The following is a 16,626-nucleotide window of genomic DNA, read 5'->3' on the forward strand; positions in this document are numbered from 1 at the left end:
TGATGCGTTACGTTAATAACGCCTCATCAATAGCCTTAGCTCTGGCACGATAACGACCACTCACGCTGACCATCAAAAACAATAAATATCCAAACTGTCCCATTATCGCTACGGATAATAACCAGTAATTCGCAGGATTATATAACGTGAGACTCAACGAAAATAAACTAAACACATGGCTATATAATAAGTACTGCATACGCGATTTACTTAATAATTCATGCATATTAGGTAATAGTGAGAACGCCTGCATATGAAATCCACATTGACGTTGTAAGTGCAGGTATGCCAAAAAAGGAATGATTTTGATAATCATGGCCATGATCACACTTAATATCCAACCATAGATAAACACCGACGCTAGCGTCAACGGTGACCACCCGAGACGCAGCAAAAAATCTTCACTACCCGGTACAAAATGCATAATTAAACTCATTACCAAACTAATAGTACAGCAAAGTAACAAACAACTTAATGCGATTAACCAACAGGTTACACTGATATCATTAATTTTTCGCTTACGTCTGGATAAACAGTTAATGGCTGTCACTGCATATACCATTAGAACTAGCTTTAATAACCCAATGCAAATAGCTTGTGTTAGATGCCACATAGCAATATCGACAAGATCAAGTTGTGTCATACAGAATGTCAGTAATGTATAAAGCAGCAATACGATGAACAGAAAACCGGGTAGATAACGAGTACACCACAATGGGAATGCAGGTGCTACATGAAACATGGGTAAGACCTGAAAACTAACGCCAATAATCACTAAACTAATCCAGCCGATCAACCCCCAACTAGCATGATTATCGGTAAGTTGTTTAACCATATTGAATTGGCTATCGAATAAATAATCCGCTAAAAGTAAACTTGCGATAGCGCCAACAACTAACATGGCAATACAGCCTAGTCGTATCGTATTTATTGAAAAACTTACCTGACTGCGCAGCCTAATCAACCATAATACCCCACAGATAAACCCTCCCAATCCAAGTGTAAACAACACGCCAGCAAGGGCAAAAAATAGACTGTTGTTGAACCCAAACAGACTCGCTAAAAATGCAATAATTAACGAGATGGTTCCCACAGACATCGTCACTAACGTAAGTGTTGATATAAGCTTTACTTTAGGCAGAGACTTGCCCGCCAATACCGGTAATAACTGTAGAATGGCCCCGCACATAATCATAGAAATAACCCCTAGCACAATAGCATGGGTAACAGCGAGCGTTGCAGGGTGCCATCGTGTAAACCACATAGACTCCCCTGCAAAACCAATAATCAATGCGCTGATTATTGCAAATAAAGGTGCGACAAAAAAGAACCTCATGGGCACTGAAAATGTCGGTATTTTATCAAAATCTAATCCCACGAGATTCATTATTTTTTCATCCTATTAATGCCGCTAACTCTAATTCATCTGCTTTAAAAGCGACCTTAATAACAACCGATGAATCTTCACAATAGTCATCCACACAGGTCTTTTTACTGTGTTTGTTATCAATATCAACTCGGTAGACAAACCCTAGCGCTGTTAATTTGGGGTATAACGGGACGGGATTTTTACGGTGGTAAATAATCAGACACTGTCCATGAGATAATGCCGCCAAGGCAACTAATACTTGTCGCATTGGCTCAGGCGCTTCTAACTCACTGACATCAAGCCGGATAAGGTGTAAATGACTCGTCATTATGAGTATGCTTTGACTTGCTTTAGCACCGTATCCGCATCTGGAAGGTGAGCCTGTGTCATTGGATATAACATCTGCTCTTCTTTCATATTATGTTGTTGCATTAGGATCATTAAGGTTTCAGATAACCCTAAGAATTCGTCTTTATTTTGCGAAGACAGTTGTTGATTCATTTCTGCGATCAATTGACGCATTTGAGCATGCTCAGCACGCATGACTTGCGTTGGCCCCATCGTCATGCCAGTCGCTTGCTCAAACGCTGGAAATAAAATATTTTCTTCTTGTTCTAGATGCGTTTTAAGATCGGTTGTAAATATAAGCCACTGACTAGCCGCTTCCGTCCAATTTGTTGCCGATACTGCCGATTCAGCAGCAATAAAAGAATCATCACAATGGCGGTGCTGTGCAGTCATAAAATCAGGAATCGTGTGCATAAAAGCCTCAGAATAAGAAACAGTAACAATATAACAACCATAGTACTGAGCGACCGTGTCGCTGTAATTGATATATGTCTATTCAAAAGAAAAGACTGGGCTATTTTGACTTTAAAAAATTAGTCACTACCACCGAACTTGGCAAGCCCACTTTTATCACGCACAATAACAACTTCAGAGGTACTCAGCAGGAATTAAGATGAACGACTGGTTTATTGTTAACGGCAATGCGCTTCGCCTAACTGCTTTTATCGGCTTATTTATACTATTATCGATTTGGGAGCATTATCAACCCAGACGACCGCTAGCCGTTTCAAAAGTCCAGCGTTGGGGGAACAACATCGCGATCGTGATGCTTAATAACCTAGTACTAAAGTTACTTATGCCATTTCTGGCTATCGATGCAGCCTTACTTGCCGAGCGACAGCTGTGGGGGATAACATATTTTACCAACTTAAACGGCTCAATCAGCACATTTATAATTATAATTTTCGCGATAATATTGCTCGATGCCGCAATTTATTTCCAGCATAGATTATTTCATCGGGTTCCCGTACTATGGCGTTTACATCGAATGCACCATAGCGATCTTGATATTGATGTCACTACAGCTATCCGTTTTCATCCAATTGAAATAATCCTATCGATGCTAATAAAAATTGCAGTGATCATCACACTTGGTGTACCCGTTATCGCCGTCGTTTTATTTGAGTTATTATTAAATCTGACCGCCATGTTTAATCACAGTAATATTAGGCTGCCAGCTAAGATTGACCGCTACATGTGCTACATTTTAGTCACGCCTGATATGCACCGTGTTCATCACTCTGTAAATGGTCACGAAACCAATCATAATTTTGGTTTTTGTCTACCCTGGTGGGATCATCTGTTTGGCAGTTATCAAGCACAACCCAAATTAGGCCATCAGCAAATGCAGATCGGTTTACCTTATTTTCGAGACACGAAGGAATGTCAGGTGCAGCGGATGCTAACCCAGCCCTTCAGAAACAAATAAACGATATTAAATAATAGTAATGACAACATTCAAAGGTACTAATTACGTGATTCATTCTACAAACACTTCAACAACACCAGCGATTTCTAACGATGACGCACGTAAACTCAGTCGTAAAGTGACTGCAGATATCGCAACCAAACAGCTCGATGAGATCTTTATCGATAATAACGTATCGATTGATATTCAAATAGCCGTGACAGAATACCAAGGCAAAGCGCCTATACAATACTTGGAAATATTAGCAGCTCATCTACGCCCTGCGTATTTACGTATTATCACCGAGTCATTGCAAACTCAAAATTTAGCCGCTTTAGATGCCAATAGTCACTATCTCAAGCTCAGTAAAACACACAAAAATATGCTTGAAACATTGAAGCAACAAGATAAATATAAGCAGCTCAATGATACGCAACTTATTGAAATGGCATTATTAGCTTTATTAAGAAGTTAGAAAGGTAAAACGAAAAGCCCTGCATCATCGTTTCGATGGTACAGGGTCAATTAGACGCTTATGGACACGTAACGTAAGTCGAGACAGTAGGCACTAACTATTTATCAGACGTACTTGTTGTAAGTATTTAATCCAGCCTTTCGCACTTGCAGATGGGGCGATATGCTGGGCTAACTTCGCATGGGTAATCGCACGATCAAATTGCGCAAGTTTATAGTAAGCTCTCACTTTGGCGAGTTCAATTGCTGCTTGCTTCTTTTTACTTCGACCCTGCTTAATTTGAGGGTGATTTAACTCTGCCAACGCAGCCTTATAACTCCCCTGCTGTAATAACAATTGCGCTAATGGCCAGCGATATTCTGCAGTATCATCTGTAGACAAGTTAACCACATCACGCCATGTACTAATGGCCTTGTTCCACTCTTTCGCCATCTGCCAATATTGTGCTTGCTCAACTAACATTTTTTGTCGTTTATCATTGTCAGCTATATCTTTGACTAACAAATTTAATTCACGCGCTGCCTGTTCAGGAATACCTTGCTGTGCATATAGCTGCGCCAGAGTACGACGCTCTTGCTCACTTAATGCGAGCCCTTGGCGCTGCGCTAAAATCAATGTTGTTAATGCCGCTTGTGGCTGTGAAGTACGCAGTTGCAAACCTGCCAACTGTTGCCACCACAATAACTTATCGGGTTCAACAGCAATAATACGATCTAATGTATCAATCGCAGCAGGCCACCGTTGCAATTGAGATTGCGCCGTCAGTTGTAGATTCAGCGCCTGGACTTGGTCACCTTGCGTATTTAAGTCTTCATATGACCCCACCGCACTGAGTACCTTCTCCCATTCATGTAACTGATAATGGGTTTGGGCAATACGTAACCACAACTCCGTGAATTCTTTGGTCTTAATATCTGATGCTTTTTTCTTGCGTTTCGTTACCGCTTTATGGCTCTCTTTGTCACTGTCTGCAGCCGTATTAACAAGAACATAGTAATGCGGCAACGCTTGTTGATATTTTTGCTGACTAAGTAAAATATCCGCCACCATTCGCTGCGTAATCCAAGCCTGCTCCGTTGGTAATAACTTACTTTCAACGGCCAATGATAAGTACTTAACCGCTTGGTCGGTGTTTTCTTGCTGCCAATGAAATATACCCAATACCCGTTGTACAAAAGCTTGGTCGTACGCTTGTCTCGGGGTAAGTTCAGTTAACAACTCAATTGCATCTGTATAGCGTTCTTGCTGCTGTAACGCTTGCGCGGCCTGGATCTTACCCGCAATAAATTGTGTTAACTGTGGCTGATTAGCATAGGCAGATGAGGTAAAAAAGCACATTAGGACAAACAACCAACTGCTTTTCAGCTTATTTAAATAATGAATCATCGTTCTAATTTAAACTCCAAGGTGACCGTCTGATTAACTTGCATGATCGCTTTCCCCTCTTCCAACTTTGGCTGGTACTTCCATTTTCGTAATGCTTTCATTGCCGACTTTTCAAATAAACGTCTTGGTTTCGCATCAATTACTTTGATATCAATAGGACGGCCCAAAGTATCAATGGTAAATGACAGTTTGACCCAGCCCTGTGCGCCTTGTTTCATGGCGCGTGATGGGTAACGCGGTTCAACACGATACAAAGGCATTGCTTGCTGGTTAGCACTAAACTCACCAATTGCAGGCAAGCCAACTTCGACACCAATACTGGCCATATCAATACCAAGTACAGGCATATCAGGTAATGCTAGCGCTTTAACCTCTGCATTCGCAACGGATATACTGTCTGTGGGTGGCGGTGCATTTTTTGGTTGTTCGGGCAACGCACGTTGACGGCGGTTAACATCACGCTCTTGATCGACCATAACAATGTCGAACGCTTGTGCAGTCGATGCTTCAGGTTTACCTGAATGGCCGTTATCCACCATCCACGCCATTACGGTGAACAAAACTAATGTCATCGCTAAAGCCAGCGGTACAGCCAGTAAAAAACGTAACATTAAGACTTCTCCACCGCCAATGCGATACCGCTCACACCCGCACCATTCGCCGCATCCATCACTTTAACAACAGTGCCATTGAAGGCATGTTCATCGGCTTGGATAACTAAAGAGGCATCAGGTTGAGACAGTAACAAGTGCTCTAATGTTGCCTGTACACGCTCAACATCTACCATACGTTTATCAATATAGATGTCATTGTTCGCGGTAATGGCAATAAAGATACCAGCACCCGCTTGGCTAACCACATGACTTGCCTGAGGACGGTTAACTTCCACACCTGATTCACGTACAAATGAACTTGTTACGATAAAAAATATCAGCATGATAAACACGATATCTAACATCGAGGTCATATCAATTTGTGCATCTTCACGCGCGGCTGAACGACGATTAAATCTCATATTCATTCCTTAATAGATAGTCTTAACAATTTTTCTAATCTGCTATATCGTGTATCACAAGCTTTGGTTAATCGTGCATGAGCAAACATACCAGCAAGTGCTGCAACCATGCCCGCCATTGTTGGCAAGGTCGCTAACGAAATCCCTGCTGCCATTAATTTAGGTTCACTGCTACCTAATGTCGCCATAACATCAAACACACTAATCATGCCCGTCACTGTGCCTAACAACCCTAACATAGGGCAAATAGCCACCAGCACTTTCAAAAAACTGAGGTTTTGCTGCAATGCTTGCTGCGCCTGTAACAACCAACCAGCCCGAATGGCTTGAGCATGCCATGAGCCTTGCTCTGAACGTACTTGCCAACGTGCTAACAAGTCACTTTGTAACGCAGGGAAATAACAATACAAATACAACAACCGTTCCATCACGCAAAACCAACACAACATAACAATTGCGGCAAGCCAATACAGTATTGGTCCCCCCTGTTGCATAAATTGATTGACGCTTTCAAGCCAATCAACTGACGTTATATCAAAATACATAACTTAGCCCACTTGCTGTGTAAGAGGAGTCACGTTCGTGTCATTAACGGCTGAAACAGCTAGTTTTTCAGCTTCTTCTGCAACTAAGCTAATGCCCTGCTTTTCTAAGATATCGCGAATATTATCGGCTTGTGTACTCAGTATGTTATGCGCAAGTAATAACGGCATTGCTGCAACTAAACCTAATACAGTCGTGATCAGCGCCATAGAAATACCACCAGCCATTACTTTTGGATCGCCATTACCAAACTGCGTGATCACTTGGAAGGTTTCAATCATGCCGGTTACTGTACCCAATAAGCCAAGCATAGGTGCAAGTGCAGCCAGCAATTTCAGCATCGACAAGCCTTTTTCTAACCCTTGTTGCTCATCGACCACGACTTCCATCAAGCGCAGTTCTAACGCTTCAGTGCTATTATGTAATGCCGATTTAACATTGCTATCTACGTATACTTGTAGAATACGGCCTAATGGGTTGTCACCTATCAGACTAGGGTTCGCTAGTTGTTGTCGGATCTTACCTCGAGCAAGCATTAGCTTCACGCCCTGTACCAGTGCAATCAACAAACCAACCATCAACAATGAAATGATCACGTAGCCCACTGTACCGCCATTTTCTAAACGATCTTTTAAGGTTGGGGTATTTTCTAATTGCGCTAGCATCACACCGCGCGATGGGTCCAACACAAGGATATTACCGATTACATCAGCATTGATAAGATCTGCCGCAACAGGACCTTTTTCTGGCTGCTTTAAGTAAGCTGTCGCGGTTTTCTTTTCACCATTCCAAGTGAGATAACCTTCCTCACCCACTAGTCCAATACTACCGATACGCACGGCTTGTTTATCTGCTAATTGCCCTGCGCCATCAATAACAGCCACATTCACCGTTTTGATTTCACCACTTGCTTTAATTTGTTCTGATAACGCTGACCACAATCCTGTTAGCTGCAACATTGAAGGTAAGGTTTTTGCTGCAACCACATCCGCGACAATCGGCGCAAACATTGCACTATCAATCGCGGTTACTGCGGTGCTAATTTCGCTATTTAACTGTTTTGCTGATTGACGTACAACACCAAATAATTCACCTAAACTACCGATTTCTAACCGTAAATGCGTTTCTAGTTTCGCTAACTTTTCTTCGTTACGCGTAAACTCTTGGCTTAGCGTTTCAGTCTCATTTTGCAATTGACGTTGTTGCGCTAATAACGCCTGACGTTGCTGTTTAATTTCTTGTTCTGTTAATTTAAAGCCAGCTTCTCGTTGCTTTAACGCTTTTGTAAGCTGTTTATTATCTTGTTTTGTGTCGCTTAACAATGTAGCACTGACTACATCAGCCTCATTATTCACAACCGTATTATTAACGGCCATAGACTGTGCACTAAAGGTTAATGCGCCAAACACCAATGCTTGCGTTAACAGTGACTTCGCTTGATTTATTGCAATATATGTTTTCATTGGGCATTACCTACACGTTGCGCAGTGGTCACTGGAAGAGAAATTAAGCTGGGTGCAATTTGTTTATTCGCCATTTTGAAGGCTTTATCGATATCATTTGTTTGTTCAGAAACCGTTACCCATACCTTACGTTCATCATGCCACTGCCAATAATTCTGGCTATCTAAACTGCGCGCAACAAATGCGATACGGCCAAGGTGTAATAGATCAACTGTGATAGTGTTATTTGATGAAGCAAGCGTAATTTTACTTTGGTACACACCCAACTTAGTCCCATAGTCGATTTCAATTTGGTACGCTTCTAAAATACGGCGATATTTCTCTGCATCGCTCACATCAGCCTGACCCATCATGGTATTTAATTTTGCTAGGCGTGCTAGGCGTTGTTCTTTTTTAATTGGCTTGCCGGTATTGATGATGTCATCTAAACCAGTCAGCATTTTGTACATCAAAGGTACTATGCCTTGGCGAGTCGTTTTAATACCTTGCAGTTGTTCATCTAAGCTATTTAATTCTTGGTTTTGATTGTTAACTAATTTAGCAAGATGGTCGCGATATACAGCTAAGTTGTCGACTTCTTCTTGCAGACGCTCTATTTCTGCTTGCATGCTTAAAGTACGATCTGCGCTATTATCAATTTTATACTGGCTACTAGCCGCCGTATTATTCATTTTTTGAGTCAGAGCTTGTGCATGATCAATCGCTTGCGCACTATCATTAGCTTGTGCAAACACGAAAGGACTAAACGTAGCACTGCTCAGTGCAGCCACGAGAACGAGAGAGTAAGATTTATTTAAAAGCATAATTAATCAACATTCGAATTAAAATTTAAAAGGAATAAAACCACAAAAAGCAATAACCGACATCTATGGAACCAAGAGTCGATTATTGCTGTTTATGAAGGCTTAGATTATGTTATTAATAACGTAATTGGATTGAAGCCATGTAGTTACGACCTTCACCAATGATAGTTTTCTTTTGACTACCACCAGCTAAGTAATCCGTATCAAACAAGTTTTCGATGTTGAAACGTAATACGAGGTCCATGTCTTTATCGTAATTAATGGTGTGAGCGATACCTGTATCAAAACGCGTGTAAGCATCTTTCTTATAAGTATTCTCTACATCACCAAAACGTTCACCAACATAGATAGCACCTAAGTTCACATCTGTATTGTTAGCAAAAGAATAACGGCTCCAAATACTTGCAGAGAACTCAGGTACATCCGCTGGACGCTTACCATCAAGGTTAGCATTGAGTTCATCATGAATTTCAGCATCTAAATAAGTCATTGAACCGCTTAATGATAATGCTTCAGTTACATAGCCCATAGCACTGAATTCTGCACCTCGGTGAACTTGTTTACCCGCTTGTGTTGTTTCAGAACCATAGACCGAATTAGAGTCCGTAATGTCTCGATCAATAACAACGTTTTCTTGCGTGATATCAAAAATCGCACCCGATAAAAATAACTGGTTATCCATTAGTTCCCATTTCGAGCCAAGTTCATATAGCTTGCCTTTTACAGGATCTAGCGCCATTCCTTCATTTACATCTTTTTTATCAGAACGTGTACTAACAGGATCTTTTGGCTCAAAGCTTTCTGAATAAGTCGCGTAAATCGAACCATTATCTTTCGGATGATAAATAAGGCCTAATTTTGGTAATACATTGTTATAGGTGTGATCTTTATTTACTTCGCGATCAAAACGTAAACCAGCAAGCACTTGCCATTGGTCGTTAACCGTAACCATATCTTGAACATAAATACCGTATGAATCACGTTCAGTTAAACTGGTACTTGACTTTGAGTAATTAATATCTTTATCAAGTGGCTCGCCAATAACACCAGTCGTTTTATTGCCACTATAACTAACTTTCGAATAGTAATAACCTAGCCAGTTAGCGCCGGTTAATGTTTGATGTTGCATACCTAGCGCATCAAATTCACCTACAAAATCAATGAATGCGGTATTGAATACCCAATGATCTCGACGGTCGAACCCTTTGTAACTAACAGAGCCATTTGTAGAATCATAACTTCCTGCTGTTGTACCACTTTCGACATCATTACGTCTGAAATCTTGGTTGTTATAACCTAATTTCATGTTCAAGTTATCAGATAGTTGCGCAGCAATATCAAAACCAACATTTTCAACGTCATTTTCAATGGTTGACCACTGTGCATCCCAGATGTGCTCTTCACCAAGTACAGGCTTACCGTCTTTAATATAAGCACCTGAATCAACACTGCCGTTATCGTTAGTTCGATCGTAATGCACAGATAAAGTTACTTTGTCATTTAAGTCGTAATCAACAAACAGACCACCAACAAAGCGTTCTGTCGATGGTGTGCTACCATCGCCATATGTACGCCATGAATCGTAGCTTTGCTTAGATACAATCGCACGGGCACGTAATGTTTGGTCATCATTCAATGAACCACTTACATCAGCAGTAGTACGAGAATCATTATTAGATCCTAAATCTTGGCTAATATTAACTTGGGTATCGTAAGTTGGCTTTTTAGCCACCATGTTCACTAGACCGCCTGGCGCTGATTTACCGTAAAGTAGACCTGCAGGGCCTTTTAATACTTCAACACGTTCTAGTAATTCAATCGGTTGACGGTAATGCGACCAATGCTGCTTACCGTCACGCAAGAAGCCACTGCTACTTTGTAAATCAAAACCACGTAGCTTGAACGATTCACGGTTACGGCTTACACCACCAGCAGAAATACTTGAATCATTTTTAAGTACGTTACCTAGTGTGCTTGCTCTTTGCTCATCAATTAGCTGCTCATCAATAACCGTTACTTGCCCTGGAGTTTCAAGCTGAGTAGCTTCAACACGCATTGCAGTACTATTTGTATCAACTTTATAACCATAATCACGACCTACAACTTCCATGTGCTCATCTGTTTCTACCGTTTCAGTAGAGTAAGCACTTGGCGCTGCAAGTACTGTCGCTATTACGACAGCTAATCGAGTTTTACAAAACATATTCCGTTATCTCCGATTCATTTTTTCATTAATTTAAATTTCACGCCTATCGCTGTAGGTCGACTTAATGAAAAGGAGTCTAATTAATAATCATTACCATTTGCATCAAATTTACATTCTTTGCATTCGTAGTAAATGTAAACATTAATGAAGCAGATAAGTAGGATACTTATCAACCAGTGACGCATATAAAAACGGCTTATTTCAATATGAAATAAGCCGTTTTTATAAAACATTAGTAATTAATAGCTATTATTGGATAGGGAAACGTAATTTCACCGTGATGCCATTATTTACATTTAGTTCCGCAATGACTTCACCGCGCATGATAAGCATTGCTTCCTTTACAATCGCAAGTCCAAGTCCGTAACCACCAGACTGTTTATTTCTTGCTTGTTCAATACGTACAAACGGATCAAAAACACGGCATAGTTGCTGTGCCGGTATACCGATGCCATCGTCAGCGATAACAACCTCTACATATTGACCTTGTTGACTAACAGTTAATACGATAGCAGCATTATCCCCCGCATACTTAATCGCATTATCAAGCACATTCTTTATCGATCTTAAACATAAGCGACTATCTGCAAGTACCATAGGCGTCGTATTATCCAACTCAACTTGCAGTGATTGCTGTGGTTTTAAATCCATTTCATTCTGCATCACCTGGATCTGACACAAGGATTCAAGCTGTGTTGGCACCAAATTAACCGATACGTTTTCATGCCCTAAGCGACTAAACTCCAGAATCTCACTGACAAGGTTATTCATTTCAGCAGATTCATTATCCAGTTTATCTAATAAATCACCGACCTCATCAGGACAACGTTTACGTAATAAATGCAAGATCAAACTATGCCTTGCGAGTGGCGTTCTTAATTCATGCGAGACGTCGGTAATGAGCTTTTTCTGCTTACCAATTAAATGATTAATATGTTCAGCCATATCATCCAGATCTTGCGCAAGCTGATTAAACTCGGTCACGCTATTACCCACTTTATGGGATGCCCGAATGCTAAAATCTCCTTCAGCAAGGCCGCGACTCGCCGCTTTTAAACGCTGTAACGGTTGTTGTAAATGTCGTGCGAGTAATAATGAAAATATAACCAGTAATATACTAGTGATAATAAATTGGATGGCCGCAAAATAATAAGGGAAGTAATGTGCCGGATGTTGCTTATCGGAAAACTGAACGATTAGCTGGTAGCCTGCTCGCAAGGGTAATGCAATAACAGGCTTATTCACTTTATTCTCTAAAATTGTATCAAGCGGACGAATATAACGTAATTTAAACTTAAAGTGTGGGTGCATAACACGCGTACTCACTTCTTCAAGATCATCGCTAAGTACAAATAAATAGCTTGACTGTGCCTCTTCCCATTCTGCAAGTTTATTGCGATCGATATTCCCTTCACTGTCTTTATTATCAAGTAATCGGTTAGCCTGCTCAGCAAGATCCAACATTTCAGTTTTAACCGTTGCAGGCAGATGCAACAGCACGCGAACCAACGCCATCTCAGCGACACTCTGTAGACTAAGAATTAAGACAAGGGTAATCGCAAAATAGCCAAATAATCGAAATGCCAATCCTTGGCGATCACCTAAAAAAAACAATCGCCTTGCCGTTTTAACACACCCGAGGCTCATATCGCTATACTGCCGACGTGTTCAAAAAAACTATAACCTTTGCCGCGTACCGTTTTAATATGTAATTTAGACAGACCAGATTGCACCATTTTTCGGCGAATATTACTAATGTGCATATCCAAATTACGATCAAATGGGCATAAATCTTTCTTTAATACTTGTTTTTGCAATTCACCTTTCGATACCACAATTTCATGACGTGACACCAGGTACTCAAGTAATTCAGCTTCTGTACCAGTCAGTGATAGACGTGATAGTTGTGTGAGGATTGAACTTTCACCACCTAGGTTTTGTCTTTGCTTTTCTAAACCAACACGACGTAACATCACTTGAATACGCGTTAATAACTCAGGTACATGATAAGGTTTCGCAATATATTGATCCGCACCGGCTTGTAAACAATCAAGCATTGCCGTTTCATCCGCCAATGCAGTCAACATTAGAATAGGTGTCGCAAAGCGCTGGCAAATACGTCTTGCCACTTGCAAACCATTAATATTGGGAAGCATGACATCGAGTAATACGAGGTCAACAGGGTGAGACTGTATGTAATCTAGCGCAGTTTCACCACAATGCACACTGTGCACCTGATAACCATCTTCCATTAAAACTTCAGTGAGTAATTCACACAGTTGTATATCATCATCCACGATGAGAATTTGCGACACAGTTAAAAACACCTTAATAATAACAATTCGTATTAGTATTTTAATGAAGAAAAGACTGAAGTACAACACACATTCAACTAGGCTTGATGCAAATCAACAGCATAAAAAGCATATTATTGCTTTTTTCCTATAATTTATCAGGCTATTTCATTAATTTTAAACTAGATTTGAAGGGGGCAGCTACAGACGTTTGCTAGTTTGCAAATATACATAAAGATATGGATATATAATGTTTAGTGTAAAAAAAGACCTATCGTTAAAAATTAGCCGTGAACACGCACGCTTTAACTATTGGGAGCAATTCCCAGTCTTGTATGTGAGTAAGTTAGGGCTCTTTGATTTTTTTAAAATACCCATTGAAGTACAAAACATATCGCAATCGGGATTACTGGCAAAAGTAAAAACAAAAAGAAGATTCACTGTAGATGAAAACTTAATTATGGAGTTTAATAACTATTTTACTGACGTAATCAAAACAACAATAGTGAGATGGGATCCAGATCAAGATTTACTTGCTATTAAATTCAGCAGGGAAATCAAATTAATAGAACGCATCGCACTAAGGTGTAATATCGATTAATCCCAATCTTCGGCAACAAACTGGATCATCAATTCATCATTTTGATACATATTTAAAAATGGCCATTGCACTTGAATGGCGTTCACAACACCAAGTGCTTGCTGTAATTTCTGCTCTACAGCATTCGCATTTGGATCTGCACAAGCCATTAGCGTTGAACCGACAGGCCCTAATTTTAATAAGGTATTCTGCAATTTTTCATCTTCAAATAAATACTGTACCTGACCAAACATATTATTACAGCCTGAGAAGCCAGACAAACGATCTCCGGAAATAGTAATATTAGCGGGTTTCTCAAGTATTAATGGATCAACGCCACCCAAGCCAACAAGTTGTTTAAGGTTCCACTTTCTATTTTCAGTTAACATTGTATGGGATGCATAATGACGTGGTGTTTTATCTACCTCGGATATCAATGTATACGATAAACTTGACGCGTCAGCAGCCGGGTTTGCCACTTCTGACTTAGCCACAGACAACTTATAAAAAGACCCTGGTACAAATTCAAAACCAGCAATATCGTTATAAAATAACTGCCACTCACTGGATTTGCCATCAATCACTTGATTGACCACCAAGCACTGCATAGGCACAATTCCCTGGCAAGCTATGCGTTCAGGGGCAACCCAATACATTTCATTCGTCGTTACATCACTATTTTCAGCAACACCGTTCGTACCGTTATCACTTGAACTTGAGCACCCAATGAGTGATCCGCTTAATATTCCCGTTAATAATAACGATACTGGCAATTTAAATTTCATATTAATTAACCTTTTTCCGTTTTCCACTAGACTTGATATGTAGATAACAACTGACTTTAACTCATTGACCAAGCTCTGAGGATTGTTATGCATCCATTCTCGCACCCGCTCATAAGACTGTGTGTTTTTTGCTATTTATACAGTATGGCATCGTATAGCCATAGTAGTTCAGTCATTAACGTTGGAAGTTACCACTGCCCGCCTTTTGTCATGAGCTTACATCCAAATGGTAGTCCACAATCCACCAGCACAGGACTGAGCATCTTATTGTGGCAACGTGTAGCCGATAGTATCGACCTACAATATGAGATGCGAGATTACACTTTAAAAGGGTTATTAAGTGCCGTTGAAAATGGCAATGTAGAAGTGGGAATATCCTGTATTACTATTACGCCGGAGCGTGAACTACTCATGGATTTTTCACACTCATTTTATGAGACACACCTAGCCATTGCAGTAAAACAAAAAGGCTATCTCGCTTCTTTTGTCGATATCATCACCAATACTACATTATTATTTGCTATTGGTATTATCCTCATATGTGCAGGGCTTATCGGCTGGATATTTTACCTACTCGAACATAAAGTTAATCATAAATTGTATTCAATGCCATCAGCAAGAGCACAATTATTAGAAGCCTTTATTCTTGGCCTGTTATTCATCACCAAAGGTCCTTTCAACTATTTTGAATTTAAAACCTTGAGTGGGCGAGTATTGACGGTGTTTTTAGCCATCGCATCCACCTTATTTATTGCCAGCATTACCGCGATGCTAGCCAGTACCTTCACCTTGGGGTTACTCAATACTGATATAAAAAGTCCATATGATCTAATCAAGCTGAATGTCGGGGCCACAGTCTCGACCACGTCTTCTATTTATCTTGATAGTTTAGGAATCATACATCAAACGTTTACGAACCTTGATGATATGCTAATTGCACTTAATGACGGGAAAATTGACGCTATCGTTGATGATGATGCGGTTTTAAAGTACAAGCTAAAACAAGAAAAACAGCAAGGACGTTATCAACAAATATCAGTATTACCTTATCAATTCGAAAAACAAAATTATGGTTTAGCCATTAAAGACAATAGCCCTTACACCGAGCAATTAAACCGAGCACTCCTCAATATTCGTCAAAGCCCAGAATGGCAACAAGCCCTTAATCAATACTTCGCCGAGCATTAATCAGTTAAATTACCTAACAATGCTTCGCAGCTCGCTTTCATCATCAGCAACTCTTCTTTCGGTAAACCGGCCTGACAAAACATATTGATAGGAATATCTTTTGCTTGTTCCTTTAAGGCTAAGCCAACATCTGTTAGACACAGTATACGAGCACGCTCATCTTCTTTACTTCGCTCTCGACGAATAAGCCCTTTCAACTCTAAGCGCTTTAACAAGGGTGTTAACGTACCAGAATCAAGGTGTAACTGTTCACCTAATACCTTCACACTAATTTCATCTTGCTGCCAAAAAACCAACATAGCTAAATACTGTGGGTAAGTAAGATCGAGTGCTTTTAACATTGGTCGATATGCACGAACCATCGCATTCGTCGCACTGTATAACGCAAAACAAACCTGATTATCTAAGTGCAACATCGTCGCTTCATTCATTTCTGACATCAGGGTAACCTCTCTTAACTGCCTTGCGCACAATATACTTAACTTTTTATAAATGTCGACCCGTTTTAAAAAATATAACAAGAATGGTTAAGTAAATCGCAGCTGATGCCGATAATATAAAAAGACTATAAATGCGATGACTTAACTATAGTCAAATTGTCATCTCAAGGATAAAGAATAACTATATAATTAATAAGAAAAATAAATTATCTCTTATTACCATTTACGGTCTAATTATTGCTTAAGAATATTCAGCGGGATCTATTTTGCCGCTATAAATTATAAACGACTAAAAAGGCAGATCTAAGCTATGTTTAATTTTT

At 40.1% G+C, this 16,626-nt stretch carries 18 protein-coding genes; 4 read left to right on the top strand and 14 right to left on the bottom strand.

Going from position 1 to position 16,626, the window contains the following annotated elements:
- Positions 1-7 precede the first annotated feature (7 nt).
- Genes HWV01_RS14200 through HWV01_RS14210 form a run of 3 tightly spaced genes read right to left on the bottom strand, consistent with a single transcriptional unit; the run spans position 8 to position 2,131 of the window.
- Positions 8-1,387 carry a hypothetical protein gene (locus HWV01_RS14200; protein WP_211672166.1) on the bottom strand — a complete coding sequence of 460 codons (1,380 nt, stop codon included), beginning with the start codon at positions 1,385-1,387 and terminating at the stop codon, positions 8-10.
- A 7-nt stretch (positions 1,388-1,394) separates the two neighbouring features.
- Positions 1,395-1,697 carry a DUF2249 domain-containing protein gene (locus HWV01_RS14205; RefSeq protein WP_211672167.1) on the bottom strand — a complete coding sequence of 101 codons (303 nt, stop codon included), beginning with the start codon at positions 1,695-1,697 and terminating at the stop codon, positions 1,395-1,397.
- The gene (locus tag HWV01_RS14210) at positions 1,697-2,131 is read right to left on the bottom strand and encodes a hemerythrin domain-containing protein (protein ID WP_211672168.1); all 435 of its coding nucleotides are present in this window, start codon (positions 2,129-2,131) and stop codon (positions 1,697-1,699) included. The genes HWV01_RS14205 and HWV01_RS14210 overlap by 1 nt, the downstream gene beginning before the upstream one ends.
- A 199-nt stretch (positions 2,132-2,330) precedes the next feature.
- On the opposite strand from HWV01_RS14210, the gene HWV01_RS14215 reads away from it, so the two are divergent.
- Both HWV01_RS14215 and HWV01_RS14220 read left to right on the top strand, forming a co-directional pair.
- Entirely contained in the window at positions 2,331-3,146 is an 816-nt protein-coding gene (locus tag HWV01_RS14215) for a sterol desaturase family protein (RefSeq protein WP_211672169.1), read from the top strand.
- Positions 3,147-3,192: 46 nt separating this feature from the next.
- On the top strand, positions 3,193-3,600 hold the full coding sequence (locus tag HWV01_RS14220; protein ID WP_249185323.1) for a hypothetical protein: 408 nt from the start codon (positions 3,193-3,195) through the stop codon (positions 3,598-3,600).
- Positions 3,601-3,693: 93 nt separating this feature from the next.
- Here the strand turns inward: HWV01_RS14220 and HWV01_RS14225 are convergent, their stop codons facing one another.
- The 9 genes from HWV01_RS14225 to HWV01_RS14265 form a co-directional block, all read right to left on the bottom strand.
- Positions 3,694-4,938, bottom strand: coding sequence for a lipopolysaccharide assembly protein LapB (locus HWV01_RS14225; RefSeq protein WP_249185324.1), 1,245 nt, complete (start codon positions 4,936-4,938; stop codon positions 3,694-3,696).
- Positions 4,939-4,982: 44 nt separating this feature from the next.
- Entirely contained in the window at positions 4,983-5,597 is a 615-nt protein-coding gene (locus tag HWV01_RS14230; protein ID WP_075476497.1) for an energy transducer TonB, read from the bottom strand.
- Positions 5,597-6,001 carry a biopolymer transporter ExbD gene (locus tag HWV01_RS14235; RefSeq protein ID WP_045109889.1) on the bottom strand — a complete coding sequence of 135 codons (405 nt, stop codon included), beginning with the start codon at positions 5,999-6,001 and terminating at the stop codon, positions 5,597-5,599. Before HWV01_RS14235 ends, HWV01_RS14230 begins: the two co-directional genes overlap by 1 nt.
- Before the next feature lie 2 nt (positions 6,002-6,003).
- Positions 6,004-6,546: a MotA/TolQ/ExbB proton channel family protein gene (locus HWV01_RS14240; RefSeq protein ID WP_211672171.1), complete on the bottom strand. Its 543-nt coding sequence runs from the start codon at positions 6,544-6,546 to the stop codon at positions 6,004-6,006.
- Between the two features lie 3 nt (positions 6,547-6,549).
- On the bottom strand, positions 6,550-8,007 hold the full coding sequence (locus tag HWV01_RS14245) for a MotA/TolQ/ExbB proton channel family protein (RefSeq protein WP_211672172.1): 1,458 nt from the start codon (positions 8,005-8,007) through the stop codon (positions 6,550-6,552).
- On the bottom strand, positions 8,004-8,810 hold the full coding sequence (locus tag HWV01_RS14250; protein WP_211672173.1) for a DUF3450 domain-containing protein: 807 nt from the start codon (positions 8,808-8,810) through the stop codon (positions 8,004-8,006). The genes HWV01_RS14245 and HWV01_RS14250 overlap by 4 nt, the downstream gene beginning before the upstream one ends.
- A gap of 115 nt (positions 8,811-8,925) precedes the next feature.
- A complete protein-coding gene (locus tag HWV01_RS14255) occupies positions 8,926-11,013 on the bottom strand; it encodes a TonB-dependent siderophore receptor (RefSeq protein WP_211672174.1) in 2,088 nt (695 codons plus the stop codon).
- 252 nt (positions 11,014-11,265) lie between these two features.
- Positions 11,266-12,663 carry an ATP-binding protein gene (locus HWV01_RS14260; RefSeq protein WP_211672175.1) on the bottom strand — a complete coding sequence of 466 codons (1,398 nt, stop codon included), beginning with the start codon at positions 12,661-12,663 and terminating at the stop codon, positions 11,266-11,268.
- Positions 12,660-13,331, bottom strand: coding sequence for a response regulator transcription factor (locus HWV01_RS14265; protein ID WP_211672176.1), 672 nt, complete (start codon positions 13,329-13,331; stop codon positions 12,660-12,662). Before HWV01_RS14265 ends, HWV01_RS14260 begins: the two co-directional genes overlap by 4 nt.
- A 229-nt stretch (positions 13,332-13,560) precedes the next feature.
- Between HWV01_RS14265 and HWV01_RS14270 the strand changes: the two genes are divergently transcribed.
- A complete protein-coding gene (locus tag HWV01_RS14270) occupies positions 13,561-13,911 on the top strand; it encodes a PilZ domain-containing protein (RefSeq protein WP_211672177.1) in 351 nt (116 codons plus the stop codon).
- Here HWV01_RS14270 and HWV01_RS14275 read toward each other — a convergent pair.
- On the bottom strand, positions 13,908-14,675 hold the full coding sequence (locus tag HWV01_RS14275; protein WP_211672178.1) for a DUF4377 domain-containing protein: 768 nt from the start codon (positions 14,673-14,675) through the stop codon (positions 13,908-13,910). The two genes, HWV01_RS14270 and HWV01_RS14275, sit on opposite strands and share 4 nt — an antisense overlap.
- A gap of 210 nt (positions 14,676-14,885) precedes the next feature.
- Between HWV01_RS14275 and HWV01_RS14280 the strand changes: the two genes are divergently transcribed.
- Complete coding sequence (locus tag HWV01_RS14280; protein ID WP_249185325.1) at positions 14,886-15,863, top strand: ABC transporter substrate-binding protein; 978 nt, start codon at positions 14,886-14,888, stop codon at positions 15,861-15,863.
- Here the strand turns inward: HWV01_RS14280 and HWV01_RS14285 are convergent.
- The gene (locus HWV01_RS14285; protein WP_211672180.1) at positions 15,860-16,303 is read right to left on the bottom strand and encodes a MarR family winged helix-turn-helix transcriptional regulator; all 444 of its coding nucleotides are present in this window, start codon (positions 16,301-16,303) and stop codon (positions 15,860-15,862) included. The genes HWV01_RS14280 and HWV01_RS14285 overlap by 4 nt on opposite strands.
- Positions 16,304-16,626 lie beyond the last annotated feature (323 nt).

The organism is Moritella sp. 5 (assembly GCF_018219455.1).
Lineage (GTDB): Bacteria > Pseudomonadota > Gammaproteobacteria > Enterobacterales > Moritellaceae > Moritella.